Here is a 17387-nt window from a genome sequence, read left to right on the forward strand (position 1 = left end):
GCACCACGGCCGCGGGTGCACCGGCACCTGTGCACGCCGAGCAGCGCGGCCGATGAGGGGGCATGGCTCCCCCGACCCCCTGGCGCACGGCCCTCCTCCGCGCCGCGCTGGCCGTGGGCGTCGCGGGCGTGGCGCTGACCGGGGTCCCGGATCCGGCTGCCGCGACCACGGTCGACGTGCTCGTGGTCGGCGACTCGCTGACGGCGGACGCCACCGGTGAGATCCGAGCGGCGATGGCCGCAGTGGGCTACCCGGACGTGGGCGTGGCCGCGTTCGGCGGCACCGACATCGCCTGGGCGGTGCAGCAGCTCCGGGAGCACCCCGATCCGCCGATCGTGGTGCTGGCCAGCGGCACCAACAACACCCCCGGCGGCTGGAGCGCCGCCGACCGCGCCGACGCGGCGGCCGCGGTCCAGGCGCTGCGCTCGCACCGCTGCGCGACGTGGGTCCTGCCCGCCGCGGACCGCCACCCCGACGGCCGCACCACACCGGATGCCGAAGCCGCCGCCACCGTCGACGGCATCCGCGCGGCGCTCGCCGGCACCGCGGTGGGCGCGGTGGACTGGAGCGCCGTCGCTGCCGCCCGTCCCGAGTGGCACCAGGCCGACGGCGTCCACCACACGGCCCGAGGCCGGCAGGCCTACGCCGAGCTGCTCGCCTCCGGCACGCGTGCGGCGTGCGGGCCACGCCCGGCGGCCAGCACCGTCGTGGACCCGGCCCGCGCCCGCCGCGACGCGGCCTACGTCGACGTGCTCCACCGCACCTTCCTCGATCGTCCCGCGACGGCGGACGAGTCGTCGACGTGGACGCTGCGGTTGGCCGGCGGCGCGCCGCGGTCGGAGCTGACCCGGTCCCTGGCCAGCAGTCCGGAGTGGGTGGGGGTCGAGATCGACGCGCTCTACCGCAAGGCGCTCGGCCGTGAGTCCGATCCGGGCGGCCGGGCCCACTGGCACGGGGTCGTGCTCAGCGGCCGCCGCATCGCCGACATCGGTGCCGAGCTGTACGGGTCGCCCGAGTTCCACCGGCGCGCCGGAGGCACGGACCGCGCCTTCGTCCGCGCCCTCTACGCCGAGATCCTCGGTCGTGGCACCGACGCGGCCGGCCTCGCCCACTGGGAGTCGGTGCTTCGCCGAGGCGTGTCGCACCGCGACGTCGCCGCCGGCTTCTACGCGTCCGTCGAGTCCCGCCGCGATCGGGTCGAGGCCCTGTACCAGCGGATCCTGCGCCGCTCGCCGGACCCGGGCGGCCACGCCCACTGGGCCGAGGTGCTGCAGACCGAGGACGACGTGCGGCTGGCGGAGCTGCTCGCCGCGTCCCAGGAGCTCTACGACCGCAGCCGCTGACCTCCCCGTTCTGGGGTAACGGACGCGACACCCTGTGTTGCCCCGGGTACCCCAGAACCGGGCTCGACGTCAGGTGGTGCGGCGCAGGACCCGGAGCGAGCCGGTGGTGGCGATGTGATCGAAGCCGCCGGCGAGGGACCGCAGGTACAGCTCGTAGGGGGGCTGACCACCGTCGGCCGGGTCGGGGAAGACGTCGTGGATGGCCAGCGTGCCGCCGACGCGGACGTGGGGCACCCACCGGTCGAAGTCGGCGTGGGCCGGCTCCCGGCCGTGGCCGCCGTCGATGAACAGGAACGCCAGCGGGGTCGACCAGTGCCGGGCGACCGTCGGCGAGTCGCCGACCACCGCGACCACGTGGGCCTCGAGGCCGGCGTCGAAGACCGTGCGCCTGAACCGGGGCAGCGTGTCGATGCGGCCCACGTCAGGGTCGACGAGATCGGGCTCGTGGAACTCCCACCCGGGTTGGTTCTCCTCGGAGCCCCGGTGGTGATCGACGGCGAAGAGCACCGTTCCCCGGATCGCCGCCGCGGCGCCGAGGTACACGCCGGACTTGCCGCAGTAGCTGCCCACCTCGAGGAACGGGCCGTCCACGTCCACCGATGCCGCGGCCTCGTGGAGTGCCAGGCCCTCGTCCGGGGGCATGAAGCCGCGGGCGGCCTCGGCGGCGGCGCGGAGCTCGGGATCCATCACGGGCCGGACGCTACGCGGCGCCGGCAACTTGGGCGAAGCAGGAGAAGTGTTGCGTTCACCGTCATGGATTCGTAATGTGTTCGCAATGTCAACCACGAGCCAACGGAGGTACCCCCATGCCCCGAATCCGCACCCTCACCGCCGCCGGCGTGCTCGCCGGCGCAACCGTCCTCGGTGGCGCCGGCTTCGCCGGTGCCGCCAGCGACGACGCCGATCTCGAGAACGAGGACCAGGAGCTGGTCGAGGTCTCGGACACCCACGAGGCTCCGGAGCTGAGCACCTTCGAGTCCGACGAGGCGCCGACGGCCCCCGAGCTGCCCGACACCGCCGCTGAGCGGGCCGCGACCGCCCTCGCCGAGGCACCGGCCTTCACCGAGGACGGCGCCGAGTCGACGGAGCCCGAGGAGGAGACGACCGAGCCGGCGACGGCCGAGGAGGAGTCGCTCGAGTCCGATGACGGCGCCACCGACGACGGTGCGGTCGAGACGTCGGAGCCGGACAACCACGGCCAGCGCGTGTCCGAGGTCGCCCGCACCACCGAGCCCGGTCCCGACCACGGCCCGACGGTCGCCGCCGAGGCGAAGAAGAACGGCCAGGGCGACGACGTCGAGGACGACGACACCGACGAGCAGGGCTGAACCTCCCAGCGACCGCGGCCCGGCCCTCTCCTTGCCGGCGACCGCAGGCTGACGGCGCACGTGGCCTCGGCCGGACCCCCGACGGCGTGGGGTCCGAGCCGGGGCCACGTCCGCGTCCGGGGTGGCGGTGGGGCAGGATGGCGCCGTGACCCAACGTGCCCTCGATGCCGTCGTCGAGCTCCTCGACCTCGAACCCATCGAGGTGAACATGTTCCGGGGGCAGTCCCCCGACGAGGACCGCCAGCGCACCTTCGGGGGCCAGGTCGCCGGCCAGGCGCTCGTGGCGGCCAGCCGCACCGTCGAATCGCACGCCCTCCACTCGCTCCACGCCTACTTCCTCCGGGGCGGCGACCCGACCGCCCCGATCCTGTACGAGGTCGACCGCATCCGCGACGGCCGGTCGTTCACCACCCGGCGGGTCGTGGCCATCCAGCACGGCCGGGCCATCTTCCACATGTCCGTCAGCTACCAGCAGCCCGAGGACGGCTTCGAGCACCAGTTCGACTCGCCGGTCGCCGACACGCCGCCCCCCGACGAGCTGCCGGACTTCCAGACCCGGTACGCCCCGTTGGCCGAGAAGCTGGGCGACTGGGTGTTCCGGCCCCGCGCCATCGACACCCGCTACGTGGACTGGGAACCCGCCGACCGCCGCGAGAAGCTGCCGCCGCGCCAGCGGGTCTGGATGCGGGCCGACGGCACCCTCGCCGACGATCCGGTGCTGCACCAGTGCGTGGTGACCTACGCGTCGGACATGACGCTGCTCGACACGACGCTGCTCCCCCACGCGAAGTGGCACAGCCCCGACGTGTTCATGGCCAGCCTGGACCACGCCATGTGGTTCCACCGCCCGTTCCGGGCCGACGCGTGGCTCCTCTACGACCAGGACACGCCCACCGCCACGGGCGGCCGGGGCCTGGCGCGGGGCCACCTCTGGGACCTCGACGGCAACCTCGTCGCGTCCGTCGTGCAGGAGGGGCTCATCCGCCGGATGCGCCACTGAGCGGCACCGACGCGCCGGCGTCCCACGGCGGTTCCGGGCCGCGGACCCTCATGCCGTACGCTTGCTCGCTGGTCGAAGGGTCCCCTGGGAGGGGGGTCCGCTCCGACCGGAGGAGGGCGATCCGAGTGCATGCAGACGGTGCGACCGAGCGCACGCGAGAGTTCGTGTGTCGCCTCAGCGACGGTCCGGGATCGATCATCTCCGCGCGCCAGGCCTTCGACACCTGGCTTCGGCAGGCCACGACCGACGTCGAGCTGCTCGAGGACATGTCGGTGGTCATCAGCGAGCTGGCCTCCAACGCCCTCGACAGCGCACCCACGAACGAACCAGATGCCGAGGTCCGTGCCGAGATCGAGGACCGGACGCTCCACCTCCGGGTGTCCAACCGGCTGCCCGCCGGCATCGCCGACATCCGCCACTGGGACCTCGACGATCCGCTGCGGGGCGGTGGGCGCGGCCTCATGATCGTGCGCGCGTACACCGATTCGCTCGCCGTCGACAGCTCCGGGGGCGCCGTGCACGTGCGCTGCACCCGTCGCCTCGAGCCTGCCTCGTAGCCGAGTCCTCCGACCCGAACAGAATCGCCCTCCCGTGCCATCCGGCCTCCCACGCATCGGTCGCGCCACCTTCGTGGTGATCGCGCTCGCGCTCACCATCACGATCGCCCTGACGTTCGCGGCGCAGCGAGCCCACGACGCCAACGAGGAGCGTCTCCTCCAGCAGCAGGCGGAGGAGGCGACCGCGGTGCTGCAGGCCTCGATCCCCGGGGTCGTCGCGACCGTGCACGAGATCGCCCGGGTCGTGGAGCTCGTCGACGGCGACCCGGCCCGGATCGCCGAGGAGCTCGCCACCGACCTGGAGGCCGAAGGTGCCACGGAGGCATCCCAGGACCAGTTCGCCGCCATCGCGGTGCTGGAAGGCCCGACCGGGGACGAGCTGATACACCTCGGCGACGAGGCGCTCCGTCTGCCGCAGGACCGGATCGACGCCCTCATCGACGTCGCCAGCGAAGACGTACACGTGACCGCGGTGCTCGACGGCCCGAACCGTCGCATCGTGTACTCGCGGGAGGTCTCCGGCACCGACCTGGTGGTCGTGGGCAAGCGCATCCTGCGCGGTCCACGCATCGCCGGCGAGCGGACGGGGGAGGCGTTCAACGCGATCGACCTGGCCATCTACCTCGGCGACGACGAGCACGACGCCGACCTCATCACCTCGACGACGCCCGACCTCCCGATCGACGGACGGCGGGCCACCCGCACGCTCCCCTTCGGCGACAACCAGCTGCTCTTCGTCGTGTCTCCCGCCGGGAACCTCGGGGGCAGCCTCCTGGCTGTCCTGCCGTGGTTCACCGCCGTCGCCGGACTGGTCCTCGGCACGATCTCCGCCGTGCTCGTCGAGAGCCTGCACCGTCGCCGGCTCGACGCCGAGACCTTCACCGAGGAGCTGCACGCGCTCTACCAGCGCGAGCACGCCATCGCCCACACGCTGCAGCACAGCCTGCTGCCCACCCACCTCGACCGCCTCGAGGGCATCGAGGTCGCCGCCCGCTACTTCGCCGGTGCCGAGGGCACCGACATCGGCGGCGACTGGTACGACGTCATCAACGACGGCGACGGGACGTTCACGGTCGTGGTCGGCGACGTGGTCGGTCGTGGTGTGAAGGCGGCCGCGGTCATGGCTGCCATGCGCTACGCGACCCACGCCGTCGCCGGCCAGAGCACCGACCCGGCCGAGATCCTGGGGGCCGTGAACGGGCTCGAGCACATACGCGGCGACTTCGTCACGATGCTGTGCGGCAACGTCGACCCCGTGGCTCGCACGATCAGCTTCGCCAGTGCCGGCCACCCGGCGCCGCTGCTGATCAGCCCGGAGGAGACCCGGTTCCTCCGCGTCGCTCCCGGTCCGCCCATCGGCTTCCTGGACGACCCCACCTTCGCCGTCAAGCGCACGACCCTGCCCCACGGGAGCGTCGTGGTGCTGTTCACCGATGGTCTCTACGAGCGTCGCGGGGAGAGCATCGAAGTCGGGCTGGAGCGGCTGCGCGACGCCGCCACCCGCCTCGACGGCACCGTCGACGACATCCTCGACGGCCTCGCGGCGGCCATGCTCGGCAACGGCGTCCGGGACGACACCGCGATGCTGGCCTTCCGCGTCTGACCTCGGGGCCCCGCCGAGGAAGTCCCCGGGGACGCCCCTACCGTGGGCCCATGCGACGACGACGCCTGCTGGGGCTCGCCGCGGCGACGAGCCTGATCCTGGCCGCCTGCGGCAGCGACACCAGCGACGTGGAGCGCAGCAGCGACGCCACCACGGAGGCGGCGGAGCCGGCGCCCAGCACCACGACCACGGCGCCGCCGGCGACGACGACCACGGCCGCGCCGGAGCCGACCGCCGACACCACCCCGGCGGCGGCCGCGCCTGACGGCACGCCCGCCCCGGCCGCCACGCCCGCGGAGCTGACCGAGCGACTCGCCCGGGCCGAGGCCGCGATCCGGGACCTGGCCACCCCCACCGACGTGCTCGACCGGGCCGCCTTCGAGCAGCAGCTGCTGTACCGCCAGCTGGCCCGGACCCCGGATTGGGAGGCCGAGGTCACCGCCGCGCTGCCCGAGCCCTACCGGGCCGCCGCGGCCGCCAACGTGGCAGCTCGTCGGGAGTTCCGAAGCATGCACCGCACACTCTCCGATGCACTGCCGGCCTGGCGCATCGTCGAGCCGCCACCCGCGGAGGAGCTGCTCGCCTACTACCAGGAGGCCGAGGCCACCTTCGGCGTGCCCTGGGAGATCCTCGCCGCGGTGAACCTCGTCGAGACGGGCATGGGCCGCATCCGGGGTGTGTCGGTCGCCGGCGCGCAGGGACCGATGCAGTTCATGCCGGCCACCTGGGCCGCGTTCGGGGACGGCGGCGACGTGAACAACTACCACGACGCCATCATGGGTGCCGCCCGCTACCTCGCCCACAACGGCGGCGGCCGCGGCGAGATCGACAACGCCCTCTGGAACTACAACCACAGCGACCGCTACGTGCGCGGCGTGAAGCACTACGCCTCGGTCATGGCCCAGGACCCCAACACCTATCGCGGCTACCACCAGTGGGAGATCGTCTACCTGTCCACGATGGGCGACGTCTGGCTACCGGTCGGCTTCGAGTCCTACGAGCGCGTGCCGGTCGCCGAGCACCTGGGCCGAAACCCCGGCCACCACCTCGGCACCGAGACCAGCTGATCCCGCGACGCAGGGGCGGGTGCGCCGGGTAGGGCTGGATCCATGACCCTCCGAGCGATCGCACTCAACTGCACACTCAAGCCCGGCGACGCCGAGTCCAGCACCGAGCTCATGCTCACCCAGGTGCTGGACGAGCTGCGCAGCCTCGACGTCGAGACCGGACCCATCGTCCGGGTCGCCGACCTCGACATCAAGCCCGGGGTGACCTCCGACGAGGGCGACGGTGACGAGTGGCCGGCGCTGCGCCGCCAGGTCCTCGACGCCGACATCCTCGTGCTCGGCACTCCCATCTGGCTCGGCCAGCCGTCATCGGTCGTCAAGCGGGTGCTCGAGCGCATGGACGCCTTCCTCGGCGAGGAGGACGACCAGGGCCGGATGATCAGCTACGACAAGGTGGCCATCGCCGCCGTCGTCGGCAACGAGGACGGCGCCCACCACGTCTCCGCCGAGCTGTTCCAGGCCCTCAACGACGTCGGCTACACGATCCCCGCCGGGGGCGTCACCTACTGGGTCGGCGAGGCCATGCACGGCACCGACTACAAGGACAAGGAGCCCACGCCGGAGGTCACCGCAGCCACCAACAAGGCGGCTGCGACCAATGCCGCGCACCTGGCTCGCCTCCTGCAGGGCGAGGGCTACCCCGCCACCTGAGACCGCACGGCGGACGGCGCATCACCGGGCTGCGAGGGCAGCCCGGGCGTCGTCGGCGCCCCGGGCCATCGCCGGGCGGATGAACGCCGGGTCGAAGAGCAGGTAGGACAGCAGCTCGGCCTGGCGCGGGCTCTCGCCTCCGAGTGCCCAGTCGATGAACGGGATGTCCGAGGTCAGCGTGCGCAGCACCCCCCGGTGCTGGTCGCGCACGACCTTGCGGGCGATGTCGCCGAGGACCGCAGGCGCTTCCGGGGCCACGAGCTCGATGCTCGCTCGGTCCGCACAGCGCTCCACGTCGTCGAGCAGCGCGTCCTGCACGAGGGAATCCAGGACGTTCACGACGACATCGGCGAGATCCGGTTCCTGATCCACATCGATGTCCGGTCGTCGGGTCGCGGCGGCGAGCGAGGTGGCGCTGACCACGACGACGTCGTCGGCACCGGCCTCGATGGCGGGTCCGATCGGGCGGCTGAGTCGGGTCGAGCCGTCGCAGTACCAGCCCCGGTCGTCGACCGGCTCGTCGACGCGGGTGGCCTCGAACAGGATGGGGATCGAGGCGGACGCGGTGAGGTGCGCGGCGCGCAGGCGGGTGGGCACGTAGCGCAGGCGACCGGCGCTGCCGGCCCCATCGGGGATGCGGCCGTCCACGAAGGCCACCGAGGCACCCGTCGCGACCTCGGTCGCGGTGACCACGAGCGCATCGATCGGGCCGGTGCCGACGTTCGCATCGAGCTGGTCCCAGTCCACCCAGCCGTCCAGAGTCCGCTGCAGGCGCGCCGTCCCGATCAGGCCGCGCAGCCGGGGGCCGCCCAGCGGCGTGAGGTCGCTCGCGTAGCGGGCGAGCAGCCGCGGGATCTCGGTCACGAACGGGCCGAGCACGTCCCGCTGGCGGACACCGTCCCAGATCGCGACCAGCGCACCGACCTGGTCCTCCACCGCGAGGTGCGACGACGCGGCCACGGCCGTGGCGTTCAGGGCGCCGACGCTGGCGCCGCACAGGATCGTCGGGCGTCGACCCTCCTCCGCCAGGGTCGGGAGGAGCACGGAGAGCGCACCGGCCTGGTAGGCGCCGTGCGCACCGCCGCCGGAGAGGACGAGGGCCGTGGTCATGGACCGTCCATCCCCGACGCAGCCGCCCGTCACCGCAGGCCGCGCCCAGCGTGCGGGGTCGAGGCTGAGTGGCTGATCCCGTGTAGGAGATGCGCGAGCGTGGCTGGATCGACGCCGACCCCCCGATGTCGCCCGCATCGCGCGGGAGGGGTCGGATGAGCGGGATCGGCCGCCTCGCGGGCGCACCGCATATGGTCGGGGCGACAAGGGGGCGCGACATGCGCATGATCGAGACGGACTACCTGATCGTCGGTGGTGGTGCGTCGGCGATGGCCTACGTCGATGCCCTGGTGGAGGCCGCTCCGGACCTCGAGTGCGTCGTCGTCGACCGCCGTCACGCGCCCGGCGGGCACTGGCTGGACGCATACCCGTTCGTCCGGCTGCACCAGCCGTCGGCCAACTACGGCGTGAGCTCCCGGATGCTCGGCGACGATCGCATCGACGCCCACGGCGCGAACGCCGGCTTCTACGAGCGGGCGACCGGCGTGGAGATCTGCGACTACTTCCGCCGGGTCCTCGACGAGCGCCTCATCCCGAGTGGACGCGTGCGGTTCCTGGGCATGACGGAGTACGTCGGCGGCGAGGGTGGCCTCCACCGACTCGTGTCGGTGACGAGCGGGGAGGAGACCGAGGTGCGGGTGCGTCGCCGCCTCGTCGATGCGACCTACGTGGAGTCGAGCATCCCATCCCGGCACCGCCCGTCCTTCGGCGTGGACGAGGGTGCCGTCGTGGTGCCGCCCAACGAGCTGGTGCACCTGGCCTCGGCGCCGTCGGGCTTCACCGTGCTCGGCGGCGGGAAGACGGCCATGGACACGTGCGGGTGGCTACTGGACCAGGGCGTCGATCCGGAGCGGATCTGCTGGGTCCGCCCGAGCGAGCTGTGGCTGTTCAACCGCGCCAAGACCCAGCCGCTCGACCTCGTGGGCTCGTACATGCAGCTCCAGGCGTCATGGGTCGCCGCCTCGGCCACAGCCACGGGTCCGATCGACTTCGCCCGCCGGCTCGAGGCCGAGGACGTGTTCCTCCGGATCGATCCCGGCCAGGAGGGCTCGGTGTTCCGGGGGGCCACGATCAGCCTGTCCGAGCTCGATGCGCTCCGTTCCATCGGCGACGTGCGGCCGGCGCGCGTCCACCACGTCGGGGCCAGCGTGATCAGCACCGATGCCGGCGACATCCCGAACGATCCGGGACGTGTCGTCGTGGACTGCACCGCCGCCGGTCTGCGGCCGTCACCTCCACGACCTGCGTTCGAGGGCGACCGCATCACGGTGCAGTACCTCACGCTCGGATACCTCTGCTGGAGCGCGGCGCTCCTCGCCATCGTCGAAGCGGCGCCGCTCACTGACCCCGAGCGCAACGCGCTGTGCCCGCCGGTGCCGTTCTCCGGGCGCATCGGAGACGTCCTGTACCAGGCCAACGCCGTGCTGCAGGGCATCGCGGCACGAGGTGCCGTCCCCGAGATCGCCGGCTGGAACGACGCCAGCCGCTTGAACCCGGCCGCCGGCCTCGGACCTCGGATGCAGGACCACGACGTCGTCGACGCGCTGGGGCGGATCGGCAAAGACGTCGGTGGTGCGTTCAGGAACCTCCAGCAGCGTGCGCCGCTCGACCGCTTCCCCGTGACCTGAGGACGTGGACCACGCACACACGGACTCGACCCCCGTGGCGAGCACGGCGCACCGAGCTCACCGCTCTGCGAGTTTCGGCAATGGGTGAGATCGGGGTGGGTCAACTGGTTGTACGACGCTTGCCACGGCGCCAGGCGGTGGAGTCGGGTGTGCGCCGCTGCTCCGACCAACGCACAGGTGTCGTTGGATGCGGGAGCGACTCCAGCGCACGGCCGCGCCAACGGCACCTCGGCGCGCCCCCGATCCGTTCTGGGCAGCCGACAACGGCCTCGGCGCCGCCGGTGACTGCCCGGTTCACATCGGGCGTGATTACCGGGCAGCCGAGGACGTCACTGACGGCATTGCTGGCTGCCCAGAACGGGAACGGTCCCGTTTGCCGGGTGTCAGGCGGTGACTCCACGCCGAACTGGAAATCGCGGGCGCCGCCGCCCCAGTGACGTGGCGCTACGGGACCACCATCGGGCGACACGTTGGTGCGGCCGGCAACGGGGCAAGCACTTCTCTGCGAGGGGGCGCGAGACTCACTGAGTGACCGAGCCCCACGAGACCGTCGTCTTTCGATGGCTGGCCGCCGGCGACTCCGGCGACCTCGATGTGTTCGATGAGCTGATGCATTCCGACGCTGTCATCCACGCGCCCGCTGGGCTGTCAACCACGAGCGCCGACGAAGAGAAGGCGGTCTGGCGAGACGCTCTCGCCGCGATGCCCGATCTCCGCCACGAAGTTCAGGAGGTCCTCGTCGACGGCGAGGTCGAGATGGCACGGGTCGTCGTCACCGGAACGATGGCCGTGAGCTTCGGAGGCGTTGATGGCACTGGTCGACCGTTCCGCATCGACCAAGCCGTCATCACGCACCTCCGCGACGGCAAGGTGCACGAAGCCTGGGAGATCGCGGACATCGCCGCGTTGCGGGACCAGGTGAGCGAAGCGTGACGACTTCCACGGCTGCTGTCGTCCATCGTGGGATGCCCCGCGACGGCGAATGGTTGATCGCGCGATCAGCCGCCTCGTCGGAAAATGCAGTAGTGACCGCCGAGGATCGGCGCATCGGTGCGGTATCAGGTTGATACCATCTGTGCATGGCCATGACACTCCGCCTCTCGGATGAAGAGCAGGAACTGCTGCGCCGTCGCGCTGCCGAGGAGGGCGTCTCCATGCAGGAAGTCGCTCGACGCGCCGTGCGCGAGTACGTCGGCATCGAGGACCATCGAGACCGCGTGTTTGCCTCAGCCCGGCGCGTCCTGACTGCACACGCCGACGCCATCGAGCGCCTCGGGCGGTGACGGACGCGCCCGAGTACCTCGACGTCGACGACCTCGTCACGCTTGCGGTCGCTCTCCTCGGCGACCCGCCGCCCATTCGCGACCTCGGCCTCCTCGCCGCGGCAGCTGCCCGGCCACAGGCATCCGCCTTTGGCGACGACGCCTACCCCGACCTGTGGACCAAAGCAGCTGCCCTGCTCCACTCGGTCGTCAAGAACCACCCACTTGTAGATGGCAACAAGCGCCTCGGTTGGCTCGCATGCGCAGTCTTCCTCGACATCAACGGCACCGACCCGACCGCCGCCTCGAACAACGACGTCTACGACCTTGTCATGCACGTCGCTGCTCACCCCATCGAGATCGACGAGCTCGCACGTCGTCTTCGGGCGATCGTCACCGCAAATGGATGAAGGGCCGGGGGTCCGACGCACGGCACGCCAGCAACGAAGGCGCTGAGGATCGGCACATCTGCCGCGCTTCGGTCGACGTGTGGACCGGTCCGTCCTGGGCGGTCTCGATCCGTCCACACGTTGCCATTCGAGCAAGACGTGTGGTCCGCCAGCGCCCGGATGGGCTCGATCCGCCCACACGTCGCTGGCGTCCGGCGCGGCCGCACCTACACCGAGTGCCGGTTCGCGGGCGGACGTGCAAGCCGCGGCGGGGCAAGTCGGCCGCACCTATCGTCGCCCGCCCGCCCGGGCCGGGGCGCACCGAGCTCACCGCTCGGTGAGATCCACGCGAGCACGGACGACGCCGGCCCGGTCGCTGCGCACGACCACGTCGAGGCTCGTCCCCGCTGGGGCGCGGACCGTCCAGGTCGCCGATCCACGATCGCCGGTGCCGTCGTTGGGCGGGCCGAACATGCCCACCGCAGAGCGGCGCAGGGCACGCCCCGACAGCTGGCCGAGCTCGACCCGCGCCGTCCCGTGGACCAGGGAGGTCCCGTCGGGCAGCGCCACCCGCGCCTCGACCGGCGTCGCCACCCGCACGTCCTCGGCCCGCTTCGTCACGTTGGTCGGGAGCCAGCCCGCGTTCTCCACCACGACGCGCACCTGCCAGGTGTCCTCGCCGAGCTGCTCGACCGAGGTGTCCCGCACCCGCAGGTGAGGCAGGCACAGGGCCTGGTGCACGGCGAGCTCGGAGTGCGGTTCGACCTCGGCCTCGAGCAGGTGGGGCGGCGGGTTCCGGAACACCGCCGCCGCGTGCCAGCCACCGAGCTCCACCCGACCGAGCTGGGGGTGGTCGAAGGGGTACCAGTCGACGTAGCCCTCCGGCACGTTCTCCTCCACCCACGCCAGCAGCTTCAGCTCGTCGTCGAGGCTGTGGTCCCGGTACCACTCGATCGGGTGCGGGTCCTCGATGCCGGCGGCGGTCAGCGGGTTCCAGAACTCGGTGGTCCACGCGAACAGCCCGCGGTGGTCGTAGGCCCAGTCGTCGCCGACGCCGGTGATGACGTCCTTCGGGTCGTAGCGGAACCCGTCGTACACGCCGAGGTAGGGGTAGCCGGTGATCTCCTCGGCGCGACGGCCGAGCTCGTCGTAGGTCCACTTGTCGACGGTGGGGAACGCGTCGTCGGGCCGATCCGAGTACGGGCGCAGGATCACACCCGAGTACGTGTGGTGGGCGAAGTAGATGCCGATGTTGGGTCGGTCCACGACGCCCTGGACGACGGCGCGCACCTCCGGCTCGCTGGTGGGGAAGTCGCCGTGCCCCCACCCGAAGCCCTCGCCCTCGGGGAAGCGGCGCCACTGGTAGGGGAAGTTCCGGTTCGAGTCGATGCCGGCGAGGGGCGGGGCCGAGGGGATGTTGACGCCGTCGTAGCCCTCGACGTGGCCCTCGCGCAGCAGCCGGTAGTACGGGCCGGGACCCTCCTCGTCCGGCTCGCGGGCGACCAGGAGCTTCGGGATGGACGGGTGCGGCTTCCACGTGCCGTTCGGGTCCTCGACCCGCATCTGCAGGCTGCGCCCGTCGTGGTCCACGTCGCCGCCGACGAGCCCCTCGCGCTGCTCGGGCCGGGGCCAGGCCCGGGTGGTCGAGCGGACCACGAAGGGCACCTCGGACAGCGCCAGCTCGGCACCGTCGGGGTTGACCCGGGGCACGACGTAGAAGGTGCGGGTGTCGAGGGCGCGGGTGACGCGCTCGTCGGTCCCGTGCCCGGTGCACAGGTGCGTGAGCAGGTGCAGCAAGGCGACGGAGGCGGTGACCTCGCTGGCGTGGATGTTGCCGTCGAGCCAGACGGCCGGCTTCTCGTCGTGCGGGCCGGTGGCGGTGTTGGTGACCGTGGCGATCCACAGCTCCCGCCCCTCGTGGCTCCTGCCCAGGACGTCGAGGTCGAGCAGGTCGGGGTGCTCGGCGGCGAGCCGCTGGAGGTGCTCGGTGAGCTCGTCGAAGCGCGGGTAGCGGTCGAAGGGGATGTCGAGGGTGCTCATCGGGGGGTCGTCCTCACCAGGTGTCGATGTTCGGGCGCTTCTTGCCGGTGCGCGGCGCCGGTTCGGGTGCGGCGGCCAGGCCGGTGGTGATCCAGCGGCGGGTGTCCACCGGATCGATCACGTCGTCGATCTCGAACGCCGCGGCCATGGAGGTGCCCTTGCCCACCTCGTACATGCGCTCGACCATCTCGTCGAACGTGCGGCGGCGCTCCTCGGGGTCCTCGATGGCGGCGAGCTCGTTGCGGTAGCCGAGCTTCACCGCACCCTCGAGGCCCATGCCGCCGAACTCGCTGGTCGGCCAGCCGACGACGAACAGCGGGGCGTGGAAGGACCCGCCCGCCATCGCCTGCGCGCCGAGCCCGTAGCCCTTGCGCAGCACCACGGTCATGTACGGGACGCTGAGCCCGCCGGCGGTGACGAACAGCCGGCTGGCATGGCGGACGAGGCCGGTGCGCTCGGCGTCGGGCCCGACCATGATCCCGGGCGTGTCGCAGAGGAACACGATGGGCAGTTCGTGGGCGTCGCACAGCTGCATGAACCGGGCGGCCTTGTCGGCGGCGTCGCTGTCGATGGCGCCGGCCAGGTGGGCGGGGTCGTTGGCGATGACCCCCACCGCCCTGCCCTCGATGCGGGCCAGCGCGGTGACCATCCCGTGGCCGAAGCCCCGTCGCAGCTCGAGGACCGAGCCGGCGTCGAACAGGGTCTCGATGACGCCCCGCACCTCGTAGACCCGAAGACGGTTCTCGGGGATCGCCCGGCGCAGCCACCGCTGGTCGGCGCAGTCCCACACGCCGAGGTCGGGCTCGGTGAAGTACGACAGGTACTGCTTTGCGACGGCGACGGCCTCGACCTCGTCCTCGACGGCCACGTCGACCACGCCGGACGCGATCTGGTCCTCGATCGGGCCGACCTCCTCGGGCCGGTAGACGCCGAGGCCACCGCCCTCGATCATCGCCGGTCCGCCCATGCCGATGTTGGAGTCTCGGGTGGCGATGACGACGTCGCAGCAGCCGAGGATCGCCGCGTTGCCCGCGAAGCAGCGCCCGCTCGCGATGCCCACCAGCGGCACGAGCCCGGAGAGCTTGCCGAAGTAGTGGAACGCGAGGCAGTCCAGGCCGGCGATCCCGGTGCCGTCGGTGTCCCCCGGCCTCCCGCCGCCGCCCTCGGTGAAGAACACGACCGGCAACCGGTTGTGCTCGGCCACCTCGAAGAGCCGGTCCTTCTTGCGGTGGTTGTTCAGGCCCTGGGTCCCGGCCAGCACCGTGTAGTCGTAGGACGCGACCGCCACCGGGTGCCCGCCGACCGTGGCCACGCCACCCACCAGGCCGTCGCCCGGGGTCCTCTCACGCAGGTCCTCGATGGTCCGCCGCTTCTTCTGGGCCGCCACGACGAGGGGCCCGTACTCGATGAGCGATCCGTCGTCGATGAGGTCGGCCACGTTCTCGCGGGCCGTGCGCTTGCCGAGCTTGCGGCGCCGCTCGACCGCATCGGGACGGTTCTCGTCCAGGCCGTGGGCATGCCGCTCGATCACCTCGGCGAGGTCGGGGCGGATCTCGTCGAGGTCGACGTCCTCCTCGGCCAGGCCCGCCGTCGCCGCGACCTCGGCCGGTTCGAGCACCACCAGGTCGTGGCCGGCGAACACGGCGTCGCCGACCTCCACGCCGATGCGGCGCACGATGCCGCTCCGGGGCGAGGTGATGACGTGCTCCATCTTCATGGCCTCCATCACCGCGACGGTGGCGCCGGCGGCGACCTCGTCCCCCACCGACACGGCGATCGAACCGACGGTGCCCTGCATCGGGGCGCGCACGGCGATCGTGGACCCGTCCTCCCGTTCTGGCAGTGCTGGTGTCGCACCGTCCCGGGGGCGGCCGTGCTCCAGCACGGCCAGCGGGTCGGTGCGGTCCACGGTCGCGCCGGCCCGACCGGACGTCGGCGCGCGTCCGCCCAACCGGGCCGCGTTGGCCTCCAACCACGTGGTGTCGATGTCACCGTCGCGCACCGCTGGATCCCGCAGCACCGCAGCGAGGAACGCGGCGTTGGTCTCCACCCCCTCGATGGCGAGGTCGTCGAGGGCGCCCACCGCGGCGTCGAGCAGCTCGTCGACCCCGTCGGCGGTGACCACGACCTTGGCCAGCAGGGAGTCGTAGCGCGGGCTCGTGGTGTAGCCCGCCAGGGTGGACGGGTCCTCGGCGAACGTGTCGACGCGGACGCCCCCGGGCGCCTCGAACCTCGTGATGGTCCCGCCCGCCGGCACCGCCTCGCCGTTCGCACCGATGGTCTCCATCAGCACGCGCGCCTGGAGTGCGGCACCCGACGCCGGCGGTGTCGCGAACATGCCCAGCGAGCTCAGCGACGAGCCGCCGGCCAGCGCCAGCTGGAGCTGCACGAGGTCGAGCCCGGTGATCGCCTCGGTGACGGTGTGCTCCACCTGGAGTCGGGCGTTGCACTCGATGAACGCGATGCGCTCCCCCGCCACCAGGAACTCCACCGTGCCGACCGAGTTGTAGTCGACGTGCTCGCCGAGGCGGACGGCCGCATCCTGCAGCTGCACCCGGATCGACGGTGCCAGGTCCCAGGCCGGCGCGGTCTCGATCACCTTCTGCCGGCGGCGCTGCAGCGTGCAGTCGCGCTCGTACAGGTGCTCGACCCGCTGCCCGTCGCCCACGATCTGGACCTCGACGTGGCGGGCCCCGGTGAGCAGCTCCTCGACGTAGACGGCGTCGTCACCGAAGGCGGCGGCGGCCTCCCGGGCGCACGCCGCCATGGCCTCGGCCAGCTCGGCCCGCTCGGTGACGACCCGCATCCCCCGTCCGCCACCGCCGGCGACGGCCTTCACCATCAGGGGGCCGTGCTCGTCGAAGAACGCCTCCGCAGCGGCCAGGTCGGTTGCGCCGGTCGTGGCGGCGAGCACCGGGACCCCGGCGGCCTCGGCGACCGCCCGACCGCGGAGCTTGTCCCCGAACGTCTCGAGCTGGCTGACGCCGGGACCCACGAAGGTGATGCCGGCTTCTCGGCACGCCCGGGCCAGCTCGGGGTTCTCGCTCAGGAAGCCGTAGCCGGGGTGGATCGCATCGCAGCCCGCCGCCACCGCCGCAGCGACCACGCCGTCGACCGACAGGTGGGCGGCCGGACCGGTGCCGGCCAGCGCCTGGGTGGCGTCACCTGCCCGCACGAACGGGGCGTCGGCCTCGTCCTCGGCGTGGGCGATCACGGTCTCGATCCCCTCCGCCCGGGCGGTCCGGACGATGCGGACGGCGATCTCCCCGCGGTTGGCGATCAGCAGGCGTCGGATGGCTGGCACCTCGCCATCCTGCCCCACCGTTCCTCGCGCGCGATTTGGCCTCCCGACGTCGGTGCGCGCGCAGGGAACCGAGCCATCGTCGTTCCCTGCGCGCTATCGGACCGC

Annotated in this window: 15 protein-coding genes; 11 read left to right on the top strand and 4 right to left on the bottom strand. The window is 72.3% G+C overall.

Annotated features, from left to right (window positions below; genetic code table 11):
* Positions 1-62 precede the first annotated feature (62 nt).
* A complete protein-coding gene (locus tag RGQ06_RS02570; RefSeq protein WP_432429733.1) occupies positions 63-1343 on the top strand; it encodes a DUF4214 domain-containing protein in 1281 nt (426 codons plus the stop codon).
* Between the two features lie 69 nt (positions 1344-1412).
* On the opposite strand, the gene RGQ06_RS02575 is transcribed toward RGQ06_RS02570, so the two are convergent.
* Entirely contained in the window at positions 1413-2030 is a 618-nt protein-coding gene (locus tag RGQ06_RS02575) for a class I SAM-dependent methyltransferase (RefSeq protein WP_432429829.1), read from the bottom strand.
* A gap of 119 nt (positions 2031-2149) precedes the next feature.
* On the opposite strand from RGQ06_RS02575, the gene RGQ06_RS02580 reads away from it, so the two are divergent.
* The 6 genes from RGQ06_RS02580 to RGQ06_RS02605 all read left to right on the top strand — a co-directional run bounded on the left by RGQ06_RS02580 (position 2150) and on the right by RGQ06_RS02605 (position 7549).
* Positions 2150-2671 (top strand): hypothetical protein, encoded by a 522-nt coding sequence (locus RGQ06_RS02580; RefSeq protein WP_432429734.1) that lies wholly within the window; start codon positions 2150-2152, stop codon positions 2669-2671.
* Between the two features lie 145 nt (positions 2672-2816).
* Entirely contained in the window at positions 2817-3671 is an 855-nt protein-coding gene (tesB, locus tag RGQ06_RS02585) for an acyl-CoA thioesterase II (RefSeq protein WP_432429735.1), read from the top strand.
* A gap of 164 nt (positions 3672-3835) precedes the next feature.
* On the top strand, positions 3836-4228 hold the full coding sequence (locus RGQ06_RS02590; RefSeq protein ID WP_432429736.1) for an ATP-binding protein: 393 nt from the start codon (positions 3836-3838) through the stop codon (positions 4226-4228).
* A 34-nt stretch (positions 4229-4262) separates the two neighbouring features.
* On the top strand, positions 4263-5831 hold the full coding sequence (locus tag RGQ06_RS02595; protein WP_432429737.1) for a PP2C family protein-serine/threonine phosphatase: 1569 nt from the start codon (positions 4263-4265) through the stop codon (positions 5829-5831).
* A 50-nt stretch (positions 5832-5881) separates the two neighbouring features.
* Positions 5882-6898, top strand: a complete 1017-nt coding sequence (locus RGQ06_RS02600) for a transglycosylase SLT domain-containing protein (protein ID WP_432429738.1) — start codon at positions 5882-5884, stop codon at positions 6896-6898.
* A gap of 42 nt (positions 6899-6940) precedes the next feature.
* Positions 6941-7549 carry a flavodoxin family protein gene (locus RGQ06_RS02605; protein WP_432429739.1) on the top strand — a complete coding sequence of 203 codons (609 nt, stop codon included), beginning with the start codon at positions 6941-6943 and terminating at the stop codon, positions 7547-7549.
* A gap of 21 nt (positions 7550-7570) precedes the next feature.
* Here the strand turns inward: RGQ06_RS02605 and RGQ06_RS02610 are convergent, their stop codons facing one another.
* Positions 7571-8659 (bottom strand): patatin-like phospholipase family protein, encoded by a 1089-nt coding sequence (locus RGQ06_RS02610; protein ID WP_432429740.1) that lies wholly within the window; start codon positions 8657-8659, stop codon positions 7571-7573.
* 218 nt (positions 8660-8877) lie between these two features.
* On the opposite strand from RGQ06_RS02610, the gene RGQ06_RS02615 reads away from it, so the two are divergent.
* The 4 genes from RGQ06_RS02615 to RGQ06_RS02630 all read left to right on the top strand — a co-directional run bounded on the left by RGQ06_RS02615 (position 8878) and on the right by RGQ06_RS02630 (position 11959).
* Positions 8878-10287 (top strand): NAD(P)-binding protein, encoded by a 1410-nt coding sequence (locus tag RGQ06_RS02615; RefSeq protein ID WP_432429741.1) that lies wholly within the window; start codon positions 8878-8880, stop codon positions 10285-10287.
* A gap of 528 nt (positions 10288-10815) precedes the next feature.
* A complete protein-coding gene (locus tag RGQ06_RS02620) occupies positions 10816-11220 on the top strand; it encodes an ester cyclase (protein WP_432429742.1) in 405 nt (134 codons plus the stop codon).
* 146 nt (positions 11221-11366) lie between these two features.
* On the top strand, positions 11367-11570 hold the full coding sequence (locus RGQ06_RS02625) for a DUF6290 family protein (RefSeq protein WP_432429743.1): 204 nt from the start codon (positions 11367-11369) through the stop codon (positions 11568-11570).
* The gene (locus tag RGQ06_RS02630; protein ID WP_432429744.1) at positions 11567-11959 is read left to right on the top strand and encodes a type II toxin-antitoxin system death-on-curing family toxin; all 393 of its coding nucleotides are present in this window, start codon (positions 11567-11569) and stop codon (positions 11957-11959) included. The genes RGQ06_RS02625 and RGQ06_RS02630 overlap by 4 nt, the downstream gene beginning before the upstream one ends.
* A gap of 306 nt (positions 11960-12265) precedes the next feature.
* Here RGQ06_RS02630 and RGQ06_RS02635 read toward each other — a convergent pair whose 3' ends face one another.
* Together RGQ06_RS02635 and RGQ06_RS02640 are read right to left on the bottom strand one after the other, a co-directional pair.
* Positions 12266-13978: a M14 family metallopeptidase gene (locus RGQ06_RS02635; RefSeq protein ID WP_432429745.1), complete on the bottom strand. Its 1713-nt coding sequence runs from the start codon at positions 13976-13978 to the stop codon at positions 12266-12268.
* A gap of 13 nt (positions 13979-13991) precedes the next feature.
* Positions 13992-17282 carry a carboxyl transferase domain-containing protein gene (locus RGQ06_RS02640; protein ID WP_432429746.1) on the bottom strand — a complete coding sequence of 1097 codons (3291 nt, stop codon included), beginning with the start codon at positions 17280-17282 and terminating at the stop codon, positions 13992-13994.
* Positions 17283-17387 lie beyond the last annotated feature (105 nt).

It is taken from the genome of Salinilacustrithrix flava (assembly GCF_041228405.1).
GTDB classification, from domain to species: Bacteria; Actinomycetota; Acidimicrobiia; order Acidimicrobiales; family Salinilacustritrichaceae; genus Salinilacustrithrix; species Salinilacustrithrix flava.

Excerpts from the sequence above, each read along its gene's own strand:
- RGQ06_RS02570 (WP_432429733.1), top strand. The coding sequence starts at position 63 with ATGGCTCCCCCGACCCCCTGGCGCACGGCCCTCCTCCGCGCCGCGCTG.
- RGQ06_RS02575 (WP_432429829.1), bottom strand. The coding sequence starts at position 2,030 with ATGGATCCCGAGCTCCGCGCCGCCGCCGAGGCCGCCCGCGGCTTCATG.
- RGQ06_RS02580 (WP_432429734.1), top strand. The coding sequence starts at position 2,150 with ATGCCCCGAATCCGCACCCTCACCGCCGCCGGCGTGCTCGCCGGCGCA.
- RGQ06_RS02600 (WP_432429738.1), top strand. The coding sequence starts at position 5,882 with ATGCGACGACGACGCCTGCTGGGGCTCGCCGCGGCGACGAGCCTGATC.
- RGQ06_RS02605 (WP_432429739.1), top strand. The coding sequence starts at position 6,941 with ATGACCCTCCGAGCGATCGCACTCAACTGCACACTCAAGCCCGGCGAC.
- RGQ06_RS02610 (WP_432429740.1), bottom strand. The coding sequence starts at position 8,659 with ATGACCACGGCCCTCGTCCTCTCCGGCGGCGGTGCGCACGGCGCCTAC.
- RGQ06_RS02615 (WP_432429741.1), top strand. The coding sequence starts at position 8,878 with ATGCGCATGATCGAGACGGACTACCTGATCGTCGGTGGTGGTGCGTCG.
- RGQ06_RS02625 (WP_432429743.1), top strand. The coding sequence starts at position 11,367 with ATGGCCATGACACTCCGCCTCTCGGATGAAGAGCAGGAACTGCTGCGC.
- RGQ06_RS02635 (WP_432429745.1), bottom strand. The coding sequence starts at position 13,978 with ATGAGCACCCTCGACATCCCCTTCGACCGCTACCCGCGCTTCGACGAG.